A 17,995-nucleotide genomic window follows, 5' to 3' on the forward strand; every position below is an offset into this window, starting at 1 on the left:
CGGCGCGGCCGCGGTCGACCGTCGGCGGTATCGACGGCAGCCGACCCCGCGACGACAGCCGCCACGATCCCCGGGAGACGGAGGGCTCGAGAAGAGAATGTATATCAAGGCACTCGTTCTGGACAATTTCAAGAGCTTCGGCCGAAAGACGAAGATCCCCTTTTACGAGGACTTTACGGTCGTCACGGGACCGAACGGTTCCGGGAAATCGAACATCATCGACGCCGTCCTCTTCGCGCTCGGACTGGCCCGCACGCGCGGGATCCGCGCGGAGAAACTGACCGACCTCATTTACAACCCCGGTCACGAGGACGGCAACGACTCCGGCGGCCCCCGCGAGGCGACCGTCGAAGTGATTTTAGACAACTCCGATCACACCCTCGAGCGGACGCAGGTCGTCAACGCCGCCGGTAGCGACGACGTCGGCGACGTCGACGAGATTCGCATCCGCCGGCGGGTCAAAGAGACCGAGGACAACTACTACTCCTACTACTACCTCAACGACCGCTCTGTCAATCTCTCTGACATTCAGGACCTGCTCGCACAGGCCGGCGTCACGCCGGAGGGCTACAACGTCGTCATGCAGGGTGACGTGACCGAGATCATCAACATGACGCCCCACGCACGCCGGGAAATCATCGACGAGATCGCGGGCGTCGCCGAGTTCGACGCGAAAAAGGAGGACGCGTTCGGTGAACTCGAGGTCGTCGAGGAGCGCATCGACGAGGCCGAGTTGCGCATCGAGGAGAAGCGAGACCGACTCGCCCAGCTCGAGGACGAACGCCGGGAGGCGTTGCGATACCGTCGGCTCCGCCGCGAGAAGGAGGAGTACGAGGGGTACAAGAAGGCCAGCGAACTCGAGGAGAAGCGTGCGGATCTCGAGTCAGCCCAGTCGAAGGCCGAGGGACTCGCCGAGGACTTAGAAGAGCTCCAGCGCGAACTCGACGAACGCGAAGGAACGGTGCTTCGCCTCCAGGAAGATCTCGAGGACTTAAACGCCGAAATCGAGCGCAAGGGTGAGGACGAACAGCTCCGAATCAAAAGCGAGATCGAGGAGATCAAAGGCGAGATCTCGCGACTCGAGGACAAGATCGAAGCCAGCGAGGAGGCGATCGAAGAGGCTGAATCCAACCGTCGCGAGGCGTTCGTCCAGATCGACCGCAAACAGGAGACGATCGAGGAGCTCGACGGCGAGATGCGCGAGCACAAACTCGAGAAGGCCTCGATCACAAGCGAGATTCAGGAACGGGAGGCAGAACGCGACGAGCTCGAGGCCGAGATCGACGCCGTCGACACCGAGTTCGACGAGCTCAAGGCGGATCTCGCCGAGCGAAAGGACGATCTCGAGGAAGCCAAAACGAGCAAGAACGACCTCCAGCGCGAGCAGGATCGGCTGCTGGACGAAGCCCGGCGACGGTCGAACGAGATCAGCGAGAAAGAGGAGACGATCGAGCAGCGCCGTGAAGAGATTCCCGAGATCGAGAGCAAGCGCTCGGAGCTCGAGCGAGAGCTCGAGAAGGCCGAGAAAAACCGCGCGAACATCGCGGGCGTCGTCGACGACCTCAAGGGGGAGAAGCGACGCCTCCAGTCGGATGTCGACGACGTCGACGACGATATTCAGGCGAAACAACAGGAGTACGCCGAACTCGAGGCCAACGCGGGCGAAAGCGGTGACTCCTCGTTCGGTCGCGCGGTGACGACGATCCTCAACGCGGGGATCAACGGCGTCCACGGTGCGGTCGCCCAGTTGGGCAACGTCGCCGGCGAGTACGCCGTGGCCTGCGAGACTGCGGCGGGCGGTCGGCTCGCGAATGTGGTGGTCGACGACGACATCATCGGCCAGCAGTGTATCGACCACCTCAAGTCGCGCAACGCGGGCCGGGCGACGTTCCTGCCGATGACGGACATGAACCAGCGTCGACTGCCCAACGCGCCGAGCGATCCCGGCGTCGTCGACTTCGCGTACAACCTGGTCGAGTTCGATGGGCAGTACAGCGGCGTCTTCTCCTACGTACTCGGCGACACGTTGGTCGTGGAGGACTTAGAGACCGCTCGCTCCTATATGGGCGACTACCGGATGGTCACCCTCGACGGCGACTTAGTCGAGAAAAGCGGCGCGATGACCGGCGGTTCCGGCGGCGGTTCGCGCTACTCCTTCACCGGCGGCGGCGAGGGCCAACTCGAGCGCGTCGCGAAACAGATCACGGAATTACAGGAGGAACGGGAGGAGTTGCGTGATGAGCTACGCGACGTTGAGGAACGGCTCGATAACGCCCGCGACCGCAAGACCGACGCGGCCGACGAGGTGCGCTCGATCGAGAGCAGCCTCGAGAGCCTCGCGGACAAACGTGAGTCCGTCGAGGACGAAATCGAGACGCTCGAGGACGACCTCGCCGATCTCGAGGACGAACGCGAGTCAGTCGACGAGCGGATGACCGAAATCTCGGGCGAGATCGAGGAGAAGACCGCCGCAGTCGAGGCAATCGAGGCGGATATCGACGAACTCGAGACCGAACTCGCGGACTCGAAGATTCCGGAACTCACGGAACAGATCGAAGAGTTAGAGGCCGAGATCGACGAACGCGAGGACCGCATCTCGGACATCGACAGCAAACTCAACGAGCTGAGCTTAGAGAAGGAGTACGCCGAGGACGCCATCGAGGACCTCCACGACGACATTGAGACGGCACAGAACCGCAAAGCGGAGCACGAAGACCGGATCGAGGAGTACGAGACAAAGATCGAGGGGAAACGCGAGACACTCGAGGACAAACACGAGGCCGTCGCGGACTTAGAAGACGAACTCGCCGAGTTGAAAGACGAGCGCGGCGACCTCAAGGAGGAGCTTTCCGAGGCCCGGACGAACCGCGACCAGCAACAGGACCGCGTCAACGCCGTCGAAAGCAAACTCGAGGACACCCGCAACACCGTCGGCGACCTCGAGTGGGAGATCGAGAGCCTCGAGAGCGAGGTCGGGGAGTACGACCCCGAGGACGTGCCGGACCACGAGACGGTCCTCGAGATGATCGAGTATCTCACCGCGGACATGGAGGCGATGGAGCCGGTGAACATGCTGGCGATCGACGAGTACGACGACGTCCGGAGCGATCTCGAGGAACTCGAGGACGCGCGGGCGACGCTGGTCGAGGAGGCCGAAGGAATCCGCGACCGGATCGAGCAGTACGAGACTCAGAAGAAGCGGACGTTCATGGACTCCTACGACGAGATCGCCGCCCAGTTCACCGAAATCTTCGAGAAGCTCTCGGAGGGAACCGGGACGTTGCACTTAGAGGACGAGGCCGATCCGTTCGACGGCGGGCTGACGATGAAGGCCCAGCCGGGCGACAAGCCGATCCAGCGACTCGACGCGATGTCCGGGGGGGAGAAGTCGCTGACGGCCCTCGCCTTTATTTTCGCCATCCAACGGCACAACCCGGCCCCGTTCTACGCGTTAGACGAGGTCGACGCCTTCCTCGATGCGGTCAACGCCGACCGGATCGGCGAGATGGTCGACGAACTCTCCGAGAAGGCCCAGTTCGTCGTGGTCTCTCACCGCAGCGCGATGCTCGATCGCTCCGAGCGAGCGATCGGTGTCACGATGCAACAGGACAACGTCAGCGCGGTGACCGGCATCGATCTGAGCGACGACGGCGCAGGTGATGGCGAGGAGGTGCCAGCGAGTGACTAACGAGGGCCCCGAGGAGCCGAAGGCGACGAAGGGGGCCTCGAATACGCGAACGGAGAGCGAAGCGAACCGTGAGCGAGGCGACCGGCCCGAGAACGAGTTCTATACGGACGGCGGGAAGGACGATATCCCGCTGAACATCGCGGGTCACGAGGATCGGGAGCCGCCGGGTGATCCGTCGGACCAAACATCGAACTCGAGCACCGGTCACCGAGCGCCGGACGCCGGCGAATCAGTTCTCGAGTTCTCCGAAGACGGCGAAATCTCCGCGAGCGGTGAAGACGAATCCGGTGCGGATTCTGACGACGAAGTCGAGCCCGTCGAACTGCTGGTCCAACTCGCCAAGGACGGCGAGATCGACCCGTGGGATATCGATATCGTCGCGGTGACGGACAAGTTCCTCGAGGCGCTCGACGACGCCGACCTGCGCACCTCGGGTCGGGCGCTGTTCTACGCGAGCGTCCTCCTGCGGATGAAAAGCGACGAACTGTTCGCGCCGGACGAACCCGAAGAGGACGAACTCCCACCGTGGGAAGCGCCCTTCGCGGACGAAGGGCCGATGGACGGCGGCGACCCCGACGCCGATGGCGGGCCGCCCGGCTTTGACCCCGTCGAGGGCCTCGAGGCGGAGATGGAACGCCGCCTCGAGCGCAAACAGGCCCGCGGGAAGCCCGAAACGCTCGACGAACTGGTGCGGGAACTGCGCGGGGCCGAACGTGGAACCTGGTGGAAGGAGTCCCGAACCTACGACACGAGCGACTCGCCGAAGGGCTACGACCGCGGAATGCAGGAGCTGAACTACCACTCGGGCGACGACTTCCGGGTGGACGACGAGCCGACGAGCGACGACGTCACGCACACGACCCACGAGGAGGACATCGAGGCCGTCATCGACGATGTCGAGTCGGAACTCGAGTCCCAGTACGAGCAGGGCCGCGAGGAGGTGCTGTACGCCGAAATCGATGGTATCGGTGGTACGCGCGTGATGACCTACCTGGCGCTGCTCTTTCTCGCCCACCGGGGCCGGGTGCGCCTCGAGCAGGACGAACTGTTCGGCGACCTCTGGGTCCAGGATGCAACGGTCGAGACGGAAGCGAGCGAAGCGATTGCGGATTGATTGGGGACGAAGACGGCACAGATCACACAGGTACGGACCGACCGAGTGCGAAACTGCCACAAACGTTTACCGAGCACTGTTCGAACGTCGGACCGATGTCCAGGCCAACTGATGGCGGCCGGATGACGCGGCGTTTCGCGTCCGCGTCGAGACGTTCGCGCTCCTGCGGCGAGTGCTCCCGGTCGGGGTCCTCGCGGGATCGCTCGTCGGTCCGCTCTTCGTCGTCGACTCGAGTACCGCAGCCTGGCTCTCGATGGGGTGCTTTTTCGGGACGCTGTTCGTCCTCTGGACGCTCCGGGGACTGCCACTGTATCCTGCCCACACGTTCGGAATCGAATACCGATTCGAAGACGACGGGTTCGAATCGGATCGTCGCCGATGCGTTCGCTGTGAGGCGGTGATCGAGGACGGAACGCACCGCCGCTACGCGCGCCAGTTCGTCGTTCTCGGCGTGCCGATTCATACGCTCGCCTGGGGGCACAACGATTTTTGTCCGGATTGTCTCGACGTCGGTCCGCATGGGGCGAGCGGCTCCGAATCGCGGGAGACGCGCGAGTCGGCGCCCGGATCGACCGTCGACAGAGCGGACGGGTCGATGGACTCGAGGAAAGGGAAAGAAAGGGCAGATCCGATCGGTGATACCGCATACAGCCAGCAACCCGGTGACACACCCGGAACTGAGATCGTCCGCCGCGTCGCTCTCCACGATGAGCGGACGGCACTCGAGGTCGAGCGGGCCTTCGACGACGGCGACTCGTATTAGTGTGTGTGTACGATAGTGGTTGTCGATATCACACCTCACGAGAAAACAAGTAAGTCGAGCGATAGGCAGGTAGTATGTCCTCCGGCGAGTCGCCGGACGAGAGCAATCTCACGGAGGGATCGCTTGTCCGGCCGATGTTCAAGTTGGCGTGGCCGCTCGTGGTCATCCAGCTCCTGCAGGTCGCCTACAACGTCGGCGACACCTTCTGGCTCGGCGCGCTCTCGCCCGACGCCGTGGGCGCGGTGAGCCTCGCCTTTCCGCTGCTCTTTCTGGTGATCGCGGTCGGTGCCGGGTTCACGACGGCCGGCGCGATCCTGATCGCCCAGCACACGGGTGCCGACAGCGGAAAGGGCGGCCTGATCGCCGGCCAGACGATCTCGTTCATCTCGATCGTCGCGGTCGTCCTCGGCATGATCGGCTACTTCGCCACCCAGCCGATGCTCGATATCCTCCCGGCCGACAGCGACACCCAAGAGGCGATCCTCCCGCTGGCGGCCGACTACCTCCAGATCTTCTTCCTGGGGGTGCCCTTCGTCTTCGGCTTCTTCGTCTTCGCCGCGCTCATGCGGGGCTACGGCAACACCCGCGCGCCGATGCGGGTGATGTTCATCAGCGTCGTCATCAACCTCGTGATCGACCCGCTGCTCATCTTCGGCGTCGGCCCGCTTCCCCGCCTCGAGATCGCCGGCGCCGCCGTCGCGACCGTCATTTCCAGAGGGATCGCAACGCTGATCGGGTTCTACCTGCTGTACTACACGGACGTCGGTCCCGACATCGAGTTCGGCCACCTCCGCCCGCGCCTCGAGTACGTCTCCGAGATCACCCGGCTGGGCGTCCCGACGGCGCTCGAGCAGTCGATGACGGCGCTGGCGCTGGTCGGTATGACCGCGATGGTCGTCACCTTCCCGCCGGCGGTCGTCGCGGCCTACGGGTTGGGTAACCGGCTGATCTCGCTTGCGTTCCTACCAGCCATGGGGGTGGGACAGGCGACGGACTCGATCGTCGGCCAGAACCTGGGTGCTGGCAAGGCCGGTCGTGCCGAGAAGGCGACGTGGATCGCCTCGGGCGTGGTCGCCGGGATCATGTTCGTCGCCGGCGCACTCGCCTTCCTCTTCCCGGAGCCGTTCGTCGCGGTGTTCCTCACGGCCGAGGAGGCGGGGCGAGCCGAGACGCTCGACTACGGCGTCACCTACCTCCAGTTCGCCGCGTTCGCGTTCGTCTTCATGGGCGTCATGCAAGTGATTCAGGGCGCGTTCCGTGGCGCGGGCAACACGAAGACGGCGCTGGCGTTCGCCGTGATCGGCCTGTGGATCGTCCGCGTCCCAGTCACCTACTACCTCATCTTCGTCGCCGGTTGGGGGACGACGGGGATCTGGACGGGCGTTGTCATCGGCGATGTCGTCGGTGCGACCGCCGCCGTCGCGTGGTTCACGCGCGGCACGTGGAAGGAGTCGCTGCTCGACGAGGAAGGCGACGAAGGGTCGGATTCGACGACAGGAGCGCCCGACTCGAGCGAGGCCGAATCTGTCGCCGAGTAACGAACGCGTCGGACTCGGTATCTGTCCGTTCGAAACGGTGTCGAAACCGATAGCAAGAACCGATTCGATGGATCCACCTCTCAATCGCGAACACCTACTGGTTTTCGTTCAACCCTAATCTGTTTGGAAAATCCCTCAAGCAGTGTGGCGGTGTACGAGAGCGTATGCTCACGAACAGGGAGTCAACCGACGGGGACGACGGACCGAAGCAGTTCCTAGTGACGTGCGAGGGCTGTTCGTTCGAACACGCGGTCGACGGGCGCGAGCGTGCGACGGTAATCGGCACCGATCACCGCCGGGAGACCCACCATGAGGTCGTCGCCTTCGAGGTCCCGCCCTCGCTCGGGTCGTCGTAAGCGCGGTTCGGTTTCGAGCGACGTCCATGAATCGCGATCAATGCGGCGACAGCCCGCCAGCCGGCAGTGACCGGCCGTTCAGTCGTCTGCAAGCAGCCACTCGCCCGGGCCGGCGGACTCGAGGACGTTCCGCCGTTCCATCTCGTTCAGTACTTCCGGAATCCGGTCCGGCTGAGCGATCTCCATTTCGATCCGGTCGATGCCGTGGAACTCGGCGAGATAGTGCCGGATCTCTTCCTGCGTAAACGACTCCTGGTCGGCCTGATCCATCACGCTCGAGACGAGATCGACCATATCCTCGATGAAGTTCCAGGGGTAGACGATCCAGGTCCACTCGTCTAGGTGTTCGCCAACGTAGTCGGGTTGGTACTCGCTGGTTCCGAGCAACTGGAGCGTCGCCGTTCGAACCTCGCCGGCGTCGCGGTCGGTGACGTACTCGTAGGCCCGTTCGATGGAGCCGCCGGTGTCGGCGATATCGTCGATGATGAGGACGTCCTTCCCTTCGACGCTGCCCTCCGGCATGGGGTAGCGAACGGTCGGTTCGCCGCTCTTCTCGGCGGTTCCGACGTAGTGTTCCATCTTCAGGCTCGTCAGGTCGTCCAGTCCGAGGAAATCACAGAGACACCGGCCCGCAAACCAGCCCCCACGGGCGAGCGCGACGACGACGTCGGGTTCGAACGCGTCGTCGCGAACCTCGTCGCTGACATCGCGACAGAGGCCGTAGATGTACTCCCAGGTAGTGATCGTACAGTCGAAATCGTCCGGTAGATCGGACATCTGATGGCACCTACTCGGTGCCAGGATGGCGACGCCCATAAGTGGGCTGAAACCCGCCGCGCTCTGTGCGTGTCAGACCCGATTACTGTCAGTACACGGCAGACGTAGTTCGCCGCGATCCGTAGCGCGATGTGAATTGCCGTCCGAAACCGCTATCGATGCTGAACTGATCACCAGCCTCCTTTTGGCGACGTCTACTGACCGTGACTTCGGTCTCCTCTCGAGTAACACAACCACTATATAATTTGGTTGTACAACCTAGTTATTGATGGCACGGACACAGATCGAAGCCGCCCGCGAGGGGACGGTTACGGACGCGATGAAACGGGTAGCCGAACGCGAGAACCGCGAACCGGAGTTCGTTCGAAAGCAGGTCGCCGAGGGACAGGCGGTGATTCCGGCGAACGTCAATCACGACACGGTCGATCCGATGATTATCGGTCGTGAGTTCGCGACGAAAGTCAACGCGAACATCGGCAACAGCGAGACGACGAGCGACCTCGAGGAGGAGTTGCGAAAGCTCCACACCGCGGTCCACTACGGCGCGGATACGGTGATGGATCTCGGGACCGGCAGCGATCTCGACGAGATCCGCGAGACACACGTCGAACACTCGCCGGTGCCGATCGGCACGGTGCCGCTCTACGAGGCGGTGAAGCAAGCGGGGGGTCCAGAAGAGATCACGACGGAGTTGCTCCTCGAGGTCATCGAGAAACAGGCCGAGCAGGGCGTCGACTACATGACGATCCACGCCGGTATTCTGGCGGAGCATCTGCCCCTAACCGACGGTCGCAAAACGGGAATCGTCTCCCGGGGCGGCTCGATCATGGCCTCGTGGATGGAGACGCATGGCGAACAGAACCCGCTGTTTCAGGTGTACGACGAGATCTGCGAGATCTTCGCCGAACACGACGTCACCTTTAGTTTGGGCGACAGTCTCCGGCCCGGCTGTCTGGCCGACGCCTGCGACGAGGCCCAGTACGCCGAACTGGATACGCTGGGCGAACTGACCCGTCGTGCCTGGGAGCACGACGTGCAGGTGATGGTCGAAGGGCCGGGCCACGTCCCGATGCACAGAGTCGCCGAGAACGTCGAGCGCCAGCAGGAGGTCTGTGACGGCGCGCCGTTCTACGTCCTCGGGCCGCTCGTGACGGATATCGCGCCGGGCTACGACCACATCACGAGCGCCATCGGGGCCGCGATGGCGGCCGAGGCCGGCGCGTCGATGCTGTGTTACGTCACGCCGAAAGAGCACCTCGGGCTCCCCGACGAGGAAGACGTTCGCGATGGCCTCGCGGCGTACCGGATCGCCGCCCACTCCGGCGACGTGGCGAACGAACGACCCGGCGCGCGCGACTGGGACGACGCGCTCTCGGAGGCCCGTTACAATTTCGAGTGGCGCGAGCAGTTCGGCCTCGCGCTCGATCCCGACCGCGCCCGCAACTACCACGACCAGACGCTCCCCGAGGACAACTACAAGGAGGCCCGCTTCTGCTCGATGTGCGGCGTGGAGTTCTGTTCGATGCGGATCGATCAGGACGTACGGGAGGGCGGGGAAATGGAGCGACTCGAGTCGACCACCGATCTCGAGACCTCCCCCGCAGCCGAGGTGAACCGTCCGCCGGTCGGAACGCACGAATCGAGTGATCTGCCGACAGTCGGGGACGACAACCATTCCCTCGAACAGGTCGGCGACGACTGAGGACCGGTCGACGTACTGTGCCGTCCGGAGCCGACGATCACGACGATACCGAGGACAGCAGATTGATACGTCGTTCGTCCCACGGAGGTGGTATGGACTCGATTCGAATCGTACAGGTCGACGCCTTCACGGACGAGCCGCTGGCCGGGAACCCGGCCGGCGTCGTCCCCGAGGCCGACGGACTCTCCGACGACCAGATGCAACAGATCGCCGCCGAGATGGCCGTCAGCGAGACGGCGTTCCTTCGCTCGAGCGAGACCGCCGACTATCGCATTCGGTACTTCACCCCCACTCAGGAGGTCGACCTCTGCGGGCACGCGACGATCGGCAGCTTCGCCCACCTCCGCGATGAGGGGCTCGAGGCCGGGACGTACACCCTCGAGACGAACGTCGGCGAACTCGAGATCGAACTCGAGTCAGACGGCGCGGTCTGGATGACACAGGACACTCCGCAGATCCGTGAGGTCGATGTCGGCTACGACCGCGTCGCCGACGCGCTCGGCGTCGGTCAGGCGGCCCTCGAGGGTGCGAGCGACGACATTCCGCTCGCGGTGTCCTCGACTGGACTCCCCTTCCTGATCGTCCCTATTACCTACCTCTCGGATCTCGGGAGCGCCGATCCCGATATGCACGCGATCGAAGAGCTCACCGAAGAGGTCGACGCCACCGGCGTCTACCTCTTTACGTTTGACGCGCTCGACCGCGAGTCGACGCTCCACGGCCGAATGTTTGCACCGGGAGCCGGCGTGCCGGAGGACCCGGTCACCGGAACCGCGAGCGGCTCCGTCAGTGCGTATCTCGACCGATTCGGCGCGTTCGACGACGACTTCCCCGACGAACTCCGCCTCGAGCAGGGCCACTACGTCGACCGCCCGGGGCTGGTTCGGGCTCGCGTCGGAAGCGCCGTACAGGTCGGCGGCCGCGGCGTGACCGTTCTGGACGGCTCGCTGGTCGTCCCCGAGGACGACGAGGACGAGATTCTCGAGGCCTGAATCGGTCGCGTGGTCTGACTACTCTCCCTCCTCGCGTTCGGAACCGTCGTCACGACTCGTGTCGGGAGCAACGCTCGAGGACGGGGGTGCCGAAACCGGATCGGACGCGGATCGGTCGCTCGAGTCGCCCGTCGATTCATCGCGTTTCTGCTCGGCTCTCGACGCATCGGGGACAGCGTCCGACTCGAGGTGATCGCGTTCGTCGAACTGCGTGCTCGTCTCGCTGCGTTCAAGCGCTTGAATCTCCCGTCTCATCTCCGTGATTTCGGCCTCCATGCCGGCGAGTCGCTCGTCGAGTTTCCTGAGAGTCACGCGCGAACGTCCCTTGGAGCCGAGTCGCCGTGCAGCGGCTCGGCCGGATGCGCGCGGAAGCGTGAAAAAGAGCGCGTAGGCCCTGCCGAACCGCCAGACGACGACTCCGAGCAGACAGAACAGCAGCGTGATCGAGGGGTTCGCCTGCTCGATCGCGGGTCCCGGATTCATTGGCTCCGCGACGAGCAGGACGATCGCCGTTCGAAAGCCGGCGAGAAAACCGAAGACGGCGATCCCCACACCGACCAGGAGTGAACCGATCGTGAGCGCTCGGTAGATAATCGCCCACCGGACGGGATGGCTGAGATCGAGATCCATACCGGTGACAGTCACTAGATCGGCATAATCTCTGTGACTGATACGGTCAGGCGGTGACTGTCGCGTTCCATAGCGCTTCGAACGCCACAGCGTCGACGGCGGTGGGATAATCAGTGTATCTCGCCGTCGTCGATGTTTTGGAAGCCCATCAACGTCGCCTTCAGAACCGTTCGCTGCGCGGAGGGTCATCGAGGCGGTCGTCTTCGAACTGTCGAACTGAGCGGACAGTTGCTCGAGCGTCCGTCGCGTCGGCGGTGATACTGATTGATGTTAACATGTACACGACCTCCTATTAGGAGTATTATCGTTTAATATGTATATGATGTGCAGGCCACGAGAGGATGACACTCAATTATGACATCTGAACCGACCGCAGACACGAAATCCGGGGGAATGAACCGACGAACCGCGCTGAAAGTCGCCGGTGGATCAGCGATCGCTGTTGCACTCGCCGGCTGTGGTGACCTGTTCCAGGACGATGATGATCCGCTCGAGGACGCCGACGTACCGGACGAACCGATCGAAGCTGGGCTCCAGACGTTCCTCGAGGGTGCACCAGCGGTCCTCGGGGTCCAGGCCGAAATGGGTGCCGAGGTCGCCGTCGATCGAATAAACGAAAACGACGGTATCGCCGGACGTGAGATCGAACTGGACGTCATCGAGGAAGGCGAAGAGGCCCTCGAGAACTACCAGCAGTTCGTTAACGACGGCAAAGACGTTACGTTCGGGCCGATCTCGAGCGGGAACCACGAGGCGATGGTCCCGGAAATCAACGATCAAGGCGTTATCAACGTCGCGACCGACGGGACGGTAACGACCCTCTACGAGGAGGACCACCCGCCGGAGGATAACCAGTACTCGTTCCGCTTCCAGAACCACGATGTGATGGAAGCGATGGCGGCTGCCGTCGAGGCGGTCGAACTGCTCGGTGCTGACGAGATCGAGACTGCCGCGGGTATCAACCCTGGCTACGCGTTCGGGTTCGACGAACAGGAGATTTTCGCGGCGAGCATCGAGCAACTGGCCGACGCAGAGATCGTCTACGAAGGAGAACCGGATCTCGGCACTGACGACATGTCGACGCACATCGAACAGGTCAATAGCGAAGAACCCGACGTGCTCTTCTCGAGTTGCTGGGGCGGTGACGCGACCCTACTGCTCGAGCAGGGCCATGGGGCCGGGATGTTCGACAACATCGAACTCATGGTTGGACCTGTGCTGTACGGCTCCGCGAACGATCTAGACGAAGGACTCACCGACGGACCGATCCGATCGGGGTCGCGCAACTTCTACTGGGACCAGCCGAGCATGGAGCGATGGGATCCGGGTCAGGAACTGTTCGACGAGGTCGTAAACGAGTACGACGAGGTCCCGACAGCCCACTTTATGAGCGGGTACGGGGCAGTGACCGCGTGGGCGACGGCCGCCGAGAAAGCCGTCCGAATCCTCGGTCGTTGGCCCGAGCAGGACGAACTCGCTGAAGTCCTCACCAACCACGGCTTCTACACGCCGGCCGGCTACCACACGATCGGTCCAGACCATCAGGGCTACTCGAACGCCCACTTCGGTGAACTCGCCTGGGACGACGACATGGATGTCGCTGTCCTCGAGGACGTAAACGTCTACGCGCCGGAGAACGTGTCGCCGCCACAGGGCCAGGTGTCACTGGAGTGGATCGAGGGCTGGGAATGAGTCGAGCGTACCGATTCAACTCACCACAATGAGTAACACACCCTACACTCGAATCGAGGATGGCCCGCCATATGGTGGGTAATACCGATGGTCGAATCGTTAATCACCCACACGTTAAACGGGCTCTACTACGGGTTCATCCTGTTCATGATCGCGTCGGGATTGACGATCATCTTCGGCGTGCTGGGGATCCTAAACCTCGCCCACGGCGAACTATATGCGCTCGGGGCGTTCTTGACGTTCACCGTCGTCGGATACGCAACCGGGCTCGTCGCGAGTCCAACCGGTCCGGTTTCGGCGCTCATCTTCGGCCTGGTAGTCTTGGCCGGGGCGCTGGCAGCCGCCGCAATCTTGCTCCCGATCGGTGCCGTCGTCGAGTCCGTCTTCGTCAGGCCGATCTACGAGCGCGACGAGGTCTATCAGTTACTGTTAACCTACGCGCTCCTGTTGATCCTCGTCGACGTGATGAAGGTCAGCTGGGGCGCGACACCGGTCGATCCCGGCGTCTACAGCTCCCTCAACCAGATTCCCACGACGGAACTGGTCGGTTTCGGCTACCCGAGTTACAACGTTATGGTGATGTTGGTCGGTTTGGGAGTGTTCCTCTGGCTCGTCTGGTTCTTCGATCGCTCGAAGACCGGACGGATCGTCCGTGCGACCGCGATCAACCGCGATATGGCGACGGCGATCGGTGTGAGTACCGATCGAACGTTCACGCTGGTGTTCGCAATGGGCGCGTTCTTCGCCGGCTTCGGCGGCGCAATGGTCAGCATCGGTCCGGGGACGGCGTTCCTCGAGATGGGGCTGGATCCGCTGGTACTGTCGTTCGTTGTCATCGTCATCGGCGGGCTCGGCAGTCTGAAAGGAGCGTTCGTCGGAGCACTGCTCGTCGGCGTCATCAGCCGATGGGCGATCTGGCAGTACCCGGCCATCGAACTGGCCGCGCCCTTCGCGGTCATGCTGATCATCCTGCTAATCAAACCCGAAGGATTGTTCGGCACGTGGGGTGAGATCGAATGAGTTCTCTCCCATTCGTCGAGGAACGCGACGGCCAGACGATCGTTCGCGTGCCACTAATGCGGGGACTCGGCCTGACGCTCACGCAGACCGTGTTGACGCTCGTCGGGGTCGTAGCCCTGTTGGGACTCCCGTTTCTGGCCGGCCTCGTCGGCCTGAACTGGGAACGACTGTTCAGAGGGCTCATGTTCGGCCTCGCTGCGGTTGGGCTGAACCTGCTCTTGCGTCACACCGAACTCGTCTCGTTCGGGCATGCAGCGTTCTTCGGCTCCGGTGCGTACGCGGTCGCGGTACTGGCCGCACACTACGACGTGTCCGAGGGACTCCTGTTATTGCTCGGGGCCGTGGTTGCCGGGACATTCGTCGCACTGGTCATCGGCTACTTCGTCGCGGGCTACGTGGACATCTACTTCGCACTGTTGACGCTCGCGTTCAACCAGGTGATATTCGCGACCGTCTTCCGCAGTGGCTACTTCAACTACAACGACGGACTCCCGATCCGGGTCGGCGGCGACAGACCGACGCTGTACGGTTTCGAACTGACGACGCACGGCTACAATCTCTTCCTCTACTACACGGCGATCGTCATAATGCTCGTCATGTTGCTCGCGATGTGGAAACTCATCAACTCGCCGTTCGGACGGGCACTCGACGCGATCGGGCAGGATCGAACGCGAGCGCGGTTCATCGGTATCCCGGTCGAAAAGTACGTCTGGATCTCCTTTACCATCTCGGGGCTCTACGGGGCTTTCGCCGGCGGCGTCTACGCCCTGCTCCGGCTCCACGTCCAGCCTGAACCCGTGCTGTACGTGTTCGTCTCGGGGGAGATTCTGTTCATGGCGATCCTCGGCGGGTTCACGACGCTCATCGGGCCGCTCGTGGGCGGGATCCTCCTCGTCTATCTGCTCGAAACGGCGCGGTTCTGGGTCGACTACTACCACGCGCTAACCGGACTCGTCTTGCTGGCGATCGTCTTCTTCATGCCGAAGGGGATCGTCGGCTCGCTCCCGGATTTCGGCACGTGGCTTTCGACGAGACGTCGTGACCCTGGACTCCTACAAGAGGACGTTCGGGGAGCTGGAACTACCGTCAGACAAGCAGTCGACCGCGCCAGGACGACGCTGCGGATCATCATATTCGGGGTGAACTGAAATGCTCGAAGCACGCAACCTACGGAAAGAATTCGGAGAACTCCGCGCCACCGACGACGTCTCGCTCCAGTTCGGGAAGACCGAGGGCGAGATGGTGTTCATCGTCGGGCCCAACGGCGCCGGAAAGACCACGCTCATCAACCTGCTGACGGGGCTGCTGGAGCCCGACCGGGGCTCGGTCGTCATCCACAGCGAGGAGAACGGCACCTCCGTTGAGGACGAAATCACCGACATGGCACCCGAGGACCGTGTCAAGACTGGCCTCGTCAGGAGCTTCCAGATCGTCCACGTCTTCGAGGAGATGACGGTCCGGGAGAACGTTCGCACCGCGGCGCTGTCTCGCTACGATCGGACGCTGAGCATGCGATCGCTCGACGACGGGCACGAAGATGTCGAGCAGACGATCGACGACCTCCTCGTCCAGTTTCGGCTGGAGGACATCGAACACGAGGTCGCGGAAACGCTGCCTCACGGCGATCGGAAACTGCTCGACGTGGCGATGTCGTTCGCGCTCGACCCGCAGTACCTGTTGCTTGACGAACCGACCTCGGGCGTCGCCACCCAGGAGAAGGAGTACGTCATCGAGACGATCGTCGAGGCCAGCGAGGCAGAGGGCGTGACGACGGTGACGATCGAACACGACATGGATCTGGTCAAGGAGTACGCGGATCGACTCGTCGTCCTCCACGAGGGGAGCGTCTTTCGGGAGGGCGAGCCGGAGTTGCTCGAGACCGATTCCGAACTCCGACGGGTCCTGCTGGGGGTGGACGAATGAGCGAACCCGACACCGATTTCGACGACACGGACACCGACGCCAACGCTGCTCGTACTGGCGACCCCCTGCTCGAGGTCTCGAACCTCTCGGCGACGGTCCAAGGGTTCGAGGTTACCCACGGACTCGACCTCGAGGTCCGGGAGGGTGAGGCGGTCGCCCTCGTCGGCCGCAACGGCGCGGGAAAGACCTCGACGTTCCGATCGATCATGGGGCTAACACCAGTCGCAAACGGCTCGATCCGGTTCAAGGGCGAGGAACTGCTGGATCTGCGACCGGAACTGATCCCGCATCGAGGCATCGGCTACCAGCCGGAGAATCGCGATCTCTTCACCGGAATGACCGTCGAGGAGAACTTCCGTCTCCCGATCTGGACGGCCGGATCGGCCAGGGGAATCGAGGACGAAGATGCGGCCGTTGAAGACATCTTCGACTTGTTCACGGAACTCGATAACCGGCGCAACGCCGAAGTCCAGAACTTGAGCGGGGGGCAAGGGAAAATGACCGCGGTCGGCCGTGCGCTCGCGCTCAAACCGGATCTGCTCATCCTCGACGAACCGCTCGAGGGGCTGGCGCCGGTCGTCGTCGAGAACCTCAAAAGCTACATCCACGAGATTATCGATCGAGACATCTCGGTGCTAATCGCGGAGTCAAACGCGAGTCACGTTCCCGAGATGGTCGATCGGATGTACGTGATCGAACGCGGCGAGATCGTCGACAGCGGCGATCCCGAGGTACTCGCGGAAGACGACGAGATCCAGATGCTGATGCAGGGCGGCGGCGAGTAGCCGCTGGCGACGGCGATCACGCATTTTTGCGGTGCCACTAACCCGATCAGCGACGCGAGAAATCGCACTGTCGGTTTCCCTGCCAGAAAGAATGGGTTATCCGCCGATCTTAGCGTTCTTCGGTGCCGTTTAGCTGTTCCAGGGCAGTTAGTGCCGCCTGGAGGATCTTCCGTTCGCTTCGCCGAAGGTTCATCGAGACGGCGGTTTTCGAAATCTCGAAGTGCTCTGCGAGGTCGTCGAGGGTCGTTCCGCGCGGCGTTTCGTAGTAGCCGTTCCGGGAGGCGACCTCGAACGTCTCGCGTTCCGTCGGAGTCAGCGAGCGACAGCCCTCGAGGAGGTCCATCGCGCTGTCCGAGTTCTCGAGGAGATCGAACAGCATCGTCGGTCCGAACTGGTCGCGATCCTCGACGGTGTACTCGTTGTGGCGCTCAAGCTCAGCGAGCGCTCGGTCCTCGTCGTCGTCTTCGTCGAAGCCGACGTGCCACCGTTCTCGGCCGTCCTCGATCTGGAAGGGGCCAGTGATGTAGCCGCCGTTTTGCTGGATCGTCCGCATCGCGTTTGTTACCTCGATTTTCGTCCCGATCTCGGCGATATTATCGCGCTTCGAGAGGATATAACACTCCGTCATGTTCCGATGCTCCTGAAGCTCGTGGAGCCCCTTCTCGAGGACGCCCATCGACTCCCCCTTTGCGATGAGTCTGGTCTCAAGTTTCTCGTCGTTGGTGTCCAGTTGCCATTGGATAGCCGAGAACGCGATATCGACGTCATCAGTCGTGTCGATAAACGGACAGTCGTACTGTCGCATGTCGATATCGAGGTCGATCATTACTAGGTATTGGGTCACATACCAGGTATTAATATTTATCATCAGTAATCGCCGACATACTCTCAGAAACATTATATTATCGGCCAGTATCGGGAAGCCGGTCGATACCGCCGACCACTGAGACGCACCGGACAAAACCGCTGTGAATATGTTAACAAACGTATTTTAGCGTGTTCCAAGATAACGTAT

Annotated in this window: 15 protein-coding genes; 12 read left to right on the top strand and 3 right to left on the bottom strand. The window is 62.6% G+C overall.

Translation table 11 applies throughout. The annotated features are described in order from the left end of the window. Positions 1-97 precede the first annotated feature (97 nt). The 5 genes from smc (at position 98) to NATTI_RS0102820 (ending at position 7,459) form a co-directional block, all read left to right on the top strand. Positions 98-3,688, top strand: a complete 3,591-nt coding sequence (gene smc, locus NATTI_RS0102800) for a chromosome segregation protein SMC (RefSeq protein ID WP_006092185.1) — start codon at positions 98-100, stop codon at positions 3,686-3,688. Beyond that, positions 3,681-4,802, top strand: a complete 1,122-nt coding sequence (locus tag NATTI_RS0102805; RefSeq protein WP_006092186.1) for a segregation and condensation protein A — start codon at positions 3,681-3,683, stop codon at positions 4,800-4,802. Before smc ends, NATTI_RS0102805 begins: the two co-directional genes overlap by 8 nt. A gap of 172 nt (positions 4,803-4,974) precedes the next feature. Further along, entirely contained in the window at positions 4,975-5,565 is a 591-nt protein-coding gene (locus tag NATTI_RS0102810; protein WP_006092187.1) for a hypothetical protein, read from the top strand. 74 nt (positions 5,566-5,639) lie between these two features. Next, positions 5,640-7,103: an MATE family efflux transporter gene (locus tag NATTI_RS0102815; RefSeq protein WP_006092188.1), complete on the top strand. Its 1,464-nt coding sequence runs from the start codon at positions 5,640-5,642 to the stop codon at positions 7,101-7,103. Between the two features lie 164 nt (positions 7,104-7,267). After that, positions 7,268-7,459, top strand: a complete 192-nt coding sequence (locus NATTI_RS0102820) for a hypothetical protein (RefSeq protein ID WP_006092189.1) — start codon at positions 7,268-7,270, stop codon at positions 7,457-7,459. 78 nt (positions 7,460-7,537) lie between these two features. Here NATTI_RS0102820 and NATTI_RS0102825 read toward each other — a convergent pair whose 3' ends face one another. Next, the gene (locus NATTI_RS0102825) at positions 7,538-8,236 is read right to left on the bottom strand and encodes a phosphoribosyltransferase (protein ID WP_006092190.1); all 699 of its coding nucleotides are present in this window, start codon (positions 8,234-8,236) and stop codon (positions 7,538-7,540) included. A 268-nt stretch (positions 8,237-8,504) separates the two neighbouring features. Between NATTI_RS0102825 and thiC the strand changes: the two genes are divergently transcribed. Both thiC and NATTI_RS0102835 read left to right on the top strand, forming a co-directional pair. Continuing rightward, the gene (gene thiC / locus NATTI_RS0102830) at positions 8,505-9,938 is read left to right on the top strand and encodes a phosphomethylpyrimidine synthase ThiC (RefSeq protein ID WP_006092191.1); all 1,434 of its coding nucleotides are present in this window, start codon (positions 8,505-8,507) and stop codon (positions 9,936-9,938) included. Between the two features lie 92 nt (positions 9,939-10,030). Further along, positions 10,031-10,930 carry a PhzF family phenazine biosynthesis protein gene (locus NATTI_RS0102835; RefSeq protein ID WP_006092192.1) on the top strand — a complete coding sequence of 300 codons (900 nt, stop codon included), beginning with the start codon at positions 10,031-10,033 and terminating at the stop codon, positions 10,928-10,930. Positions 10,931-10,948: 18 nt separating this feature from the next. Here the strand turns inward: NATTI_RS0102835 and NATTI_RS0102840 are convergent, their stop codons facing one another. Next, on the bottom strand, positions 10,949-11,560 hold the full coding sequence (locus NATTI_RS0102840) for a hypothetical protein (protein WP_006092193.1): 612 nt from the start codon (positions 11,558-11,560) through the stop codon (positions 10,949-10,951). A gap of 354 nt (positions 11,561-11,914) precedes the next feature. Here NATTI_RS0102840 and NATTI_RS0102850 point away from each other — a divergent pair, with 354 nt between their 5' ends. The 5 genes from NATTI_RS0102850 to NATTI_RS0102870 all read left to right on the top strand — a co-directional run bounded on the left by NATTI_RS0102850 (position 11,915) and on the right by NATTI_RS0102870 (position 16,980). Further along, on the top strand, positions 11,915-13,252 hold the full coding sequence (locus NATTI_RS0102850) for a substrate-binding domain-containing protein (protein WP_027119041.1): 1,338 nt from the start codon (positions 11,915-11,917) through the stop codon (positions 13,250-13,252). 87 nt (positions 13,253-13,339) lie between these two features. Beyond that, entirely contained in the window at positions 13,340-14,272 is a 933-nt protein-coding gene (locus NATTI_RS0102855) for a branched-chain amino acid ABC transporter permease (protein WP_006092195.1), read from the top strand. After that, a complete protein-coding gene (locus tag NATTI_RS0102860; RefSeq protein ID WP_006092196.1) occupies positions 14,269-15,420 on the top strand; it encodes a branched-chain amino acid ABC transporter permease in 1,152 nt (383 codons plus the stop codon). The genes NATTI_RS0102855 and NATTI_RS0102860 overlap by 4 nt, the downstream gene beginning before the upstream one ends. A 1-nt stretch (position 15,421) precedes the next feature. Then, a complete protein-coding gene (locus NATTI_RS0102865) occupies positions 15,422-16,195 on the top strand; it encodes an ABC transporter ATP-binding protein (protein ID WP_006092197.1) in 774 nt (257 codons plus the stop codon). Then, a complete protein-coding gene (locus NATTI_RS0102870) occupies positions 16,192-16,980 on the top strand; it encodes an ABC transporter ATP-binding protein (protein ID WP_006092198.1) in 789 nt (262 codons plus the stop codon). Before NATTI_RS0102865 ends, NATTI_RS0102870 begins: the two co-directional genes overlap by 4 nt. Before the next feature lie 109 nt (positions 16,981-17,089). Here NATTI_RS0102870 and NATTI_RS0102875 read toward each other — a convergent pair whose 3' ends face one another. Then, positions 17,090-17,806, bottom strand: coding sequence for a helix-turn-helix domain-containing protein (locus NATTI_RS0102875; protein ID WP_006092199.1), 717 nt, complete (start codon positions 17,804-17,806; stop codon positions 17,090-17,092). Positions 17,807-17,995 lie beyond the last annotated feature (189 nt).

The sequence above is a fragment of the Natronorubrum tibetense GA33 genome, from assembly GCF_000383975.1.
Taxonomy (GTDB): Archaea; Halobacteriota; Halobacteria; order Halobacteriales; family Natrialbaceae; genus Natronorubrum; species Natronorubrum tibetense.

Coding starts and splice junctions, on each gene's coding strand:
- NATTI_RS0102865 (WP_006092197.1), top strand. CDS start 15,422: ATGCTCGAAGCACGCAACCTACGGAAAGAATTCGGAGAACTCCGCGCC.
- NATTI_RS0102875 (WP_006092199.1), bottom strand. CDS start 17,806: ATGATCGACCTCGATATCGACATGCGACAGTACGACTGTCCGTTTATC.
- NATTI_RS0102825 (WP_006092190.1), bottom strand. CDS start 8,236: ATGTCCGATCTACCGGACGATTTCGACTGTACGATCACTACCTGGGAG.
- NATTI_RS0102820 (WP_006092189.1), top strand. CDS start 7,268: ATGCTCACGAACAGGGAGTCAACCGACGGGGACGACGGACCGAAGCAG.
- NATTI_RS0102840 (WP_006092193.1), bottom strand. CDS start 11,560: ATGGATCTCGATCTCAGCCATCCCGTCCGGTGGGCGATTATCTACCGA.
- NATTI_RS0102860 (WP_006092196.1), top strand. CDS start 14,269: ATGAGTTCTCTCCCATTCGTCGAGGAACGCGACGGCCAGACGATCGTT.
- NATTI_RS0102855 (WP_006092195.1), top strand. CDS start 13,340: ATGGTCGAATCGTTAATCACCCACACGTTAAACGGGCTCTACTACGGG.
- thiC (WP_006092191.1), top strand. CDS start 8,505: ATGGCACGGACACAGATCGAAGCCGCCCGCGAGGGGACGGTTACGGAC.
- NATTI_RS0102835 (WP_006092192.1), top strand. CDS start 10,031: ATGGACTCGATTCGAATCGTACAGGTCGACGCCTTCACGGACGAGCCG.
- NATTI_RS0102815 (WP_006092188.1), top strand. CDS start 5,640: ATGTCCTCCGGCGAGTCGCCGGACGAGAGCAATCTCACGGAGGGATCG.
- NATTI_RS0102870 (WP_006092198.1), top strand. CDS start 16,192: ATGAGCGAACCCGACACCGATTTCGACGACACGGACACCGACGCCAAC.
- NATTI_RS0102850 (WP_027119041.1), top strand. CDS start 11,915: ATGACATCTGAACCGACCGCAGACACGAAATCCGGGGGAATGAACCGA.
- smc (WP_006092185.1), top strand. CDS start 98: ATGTATATCAAGGCACTCGTTCTGGACAATTTCAAGAGCTTCGGCCGA.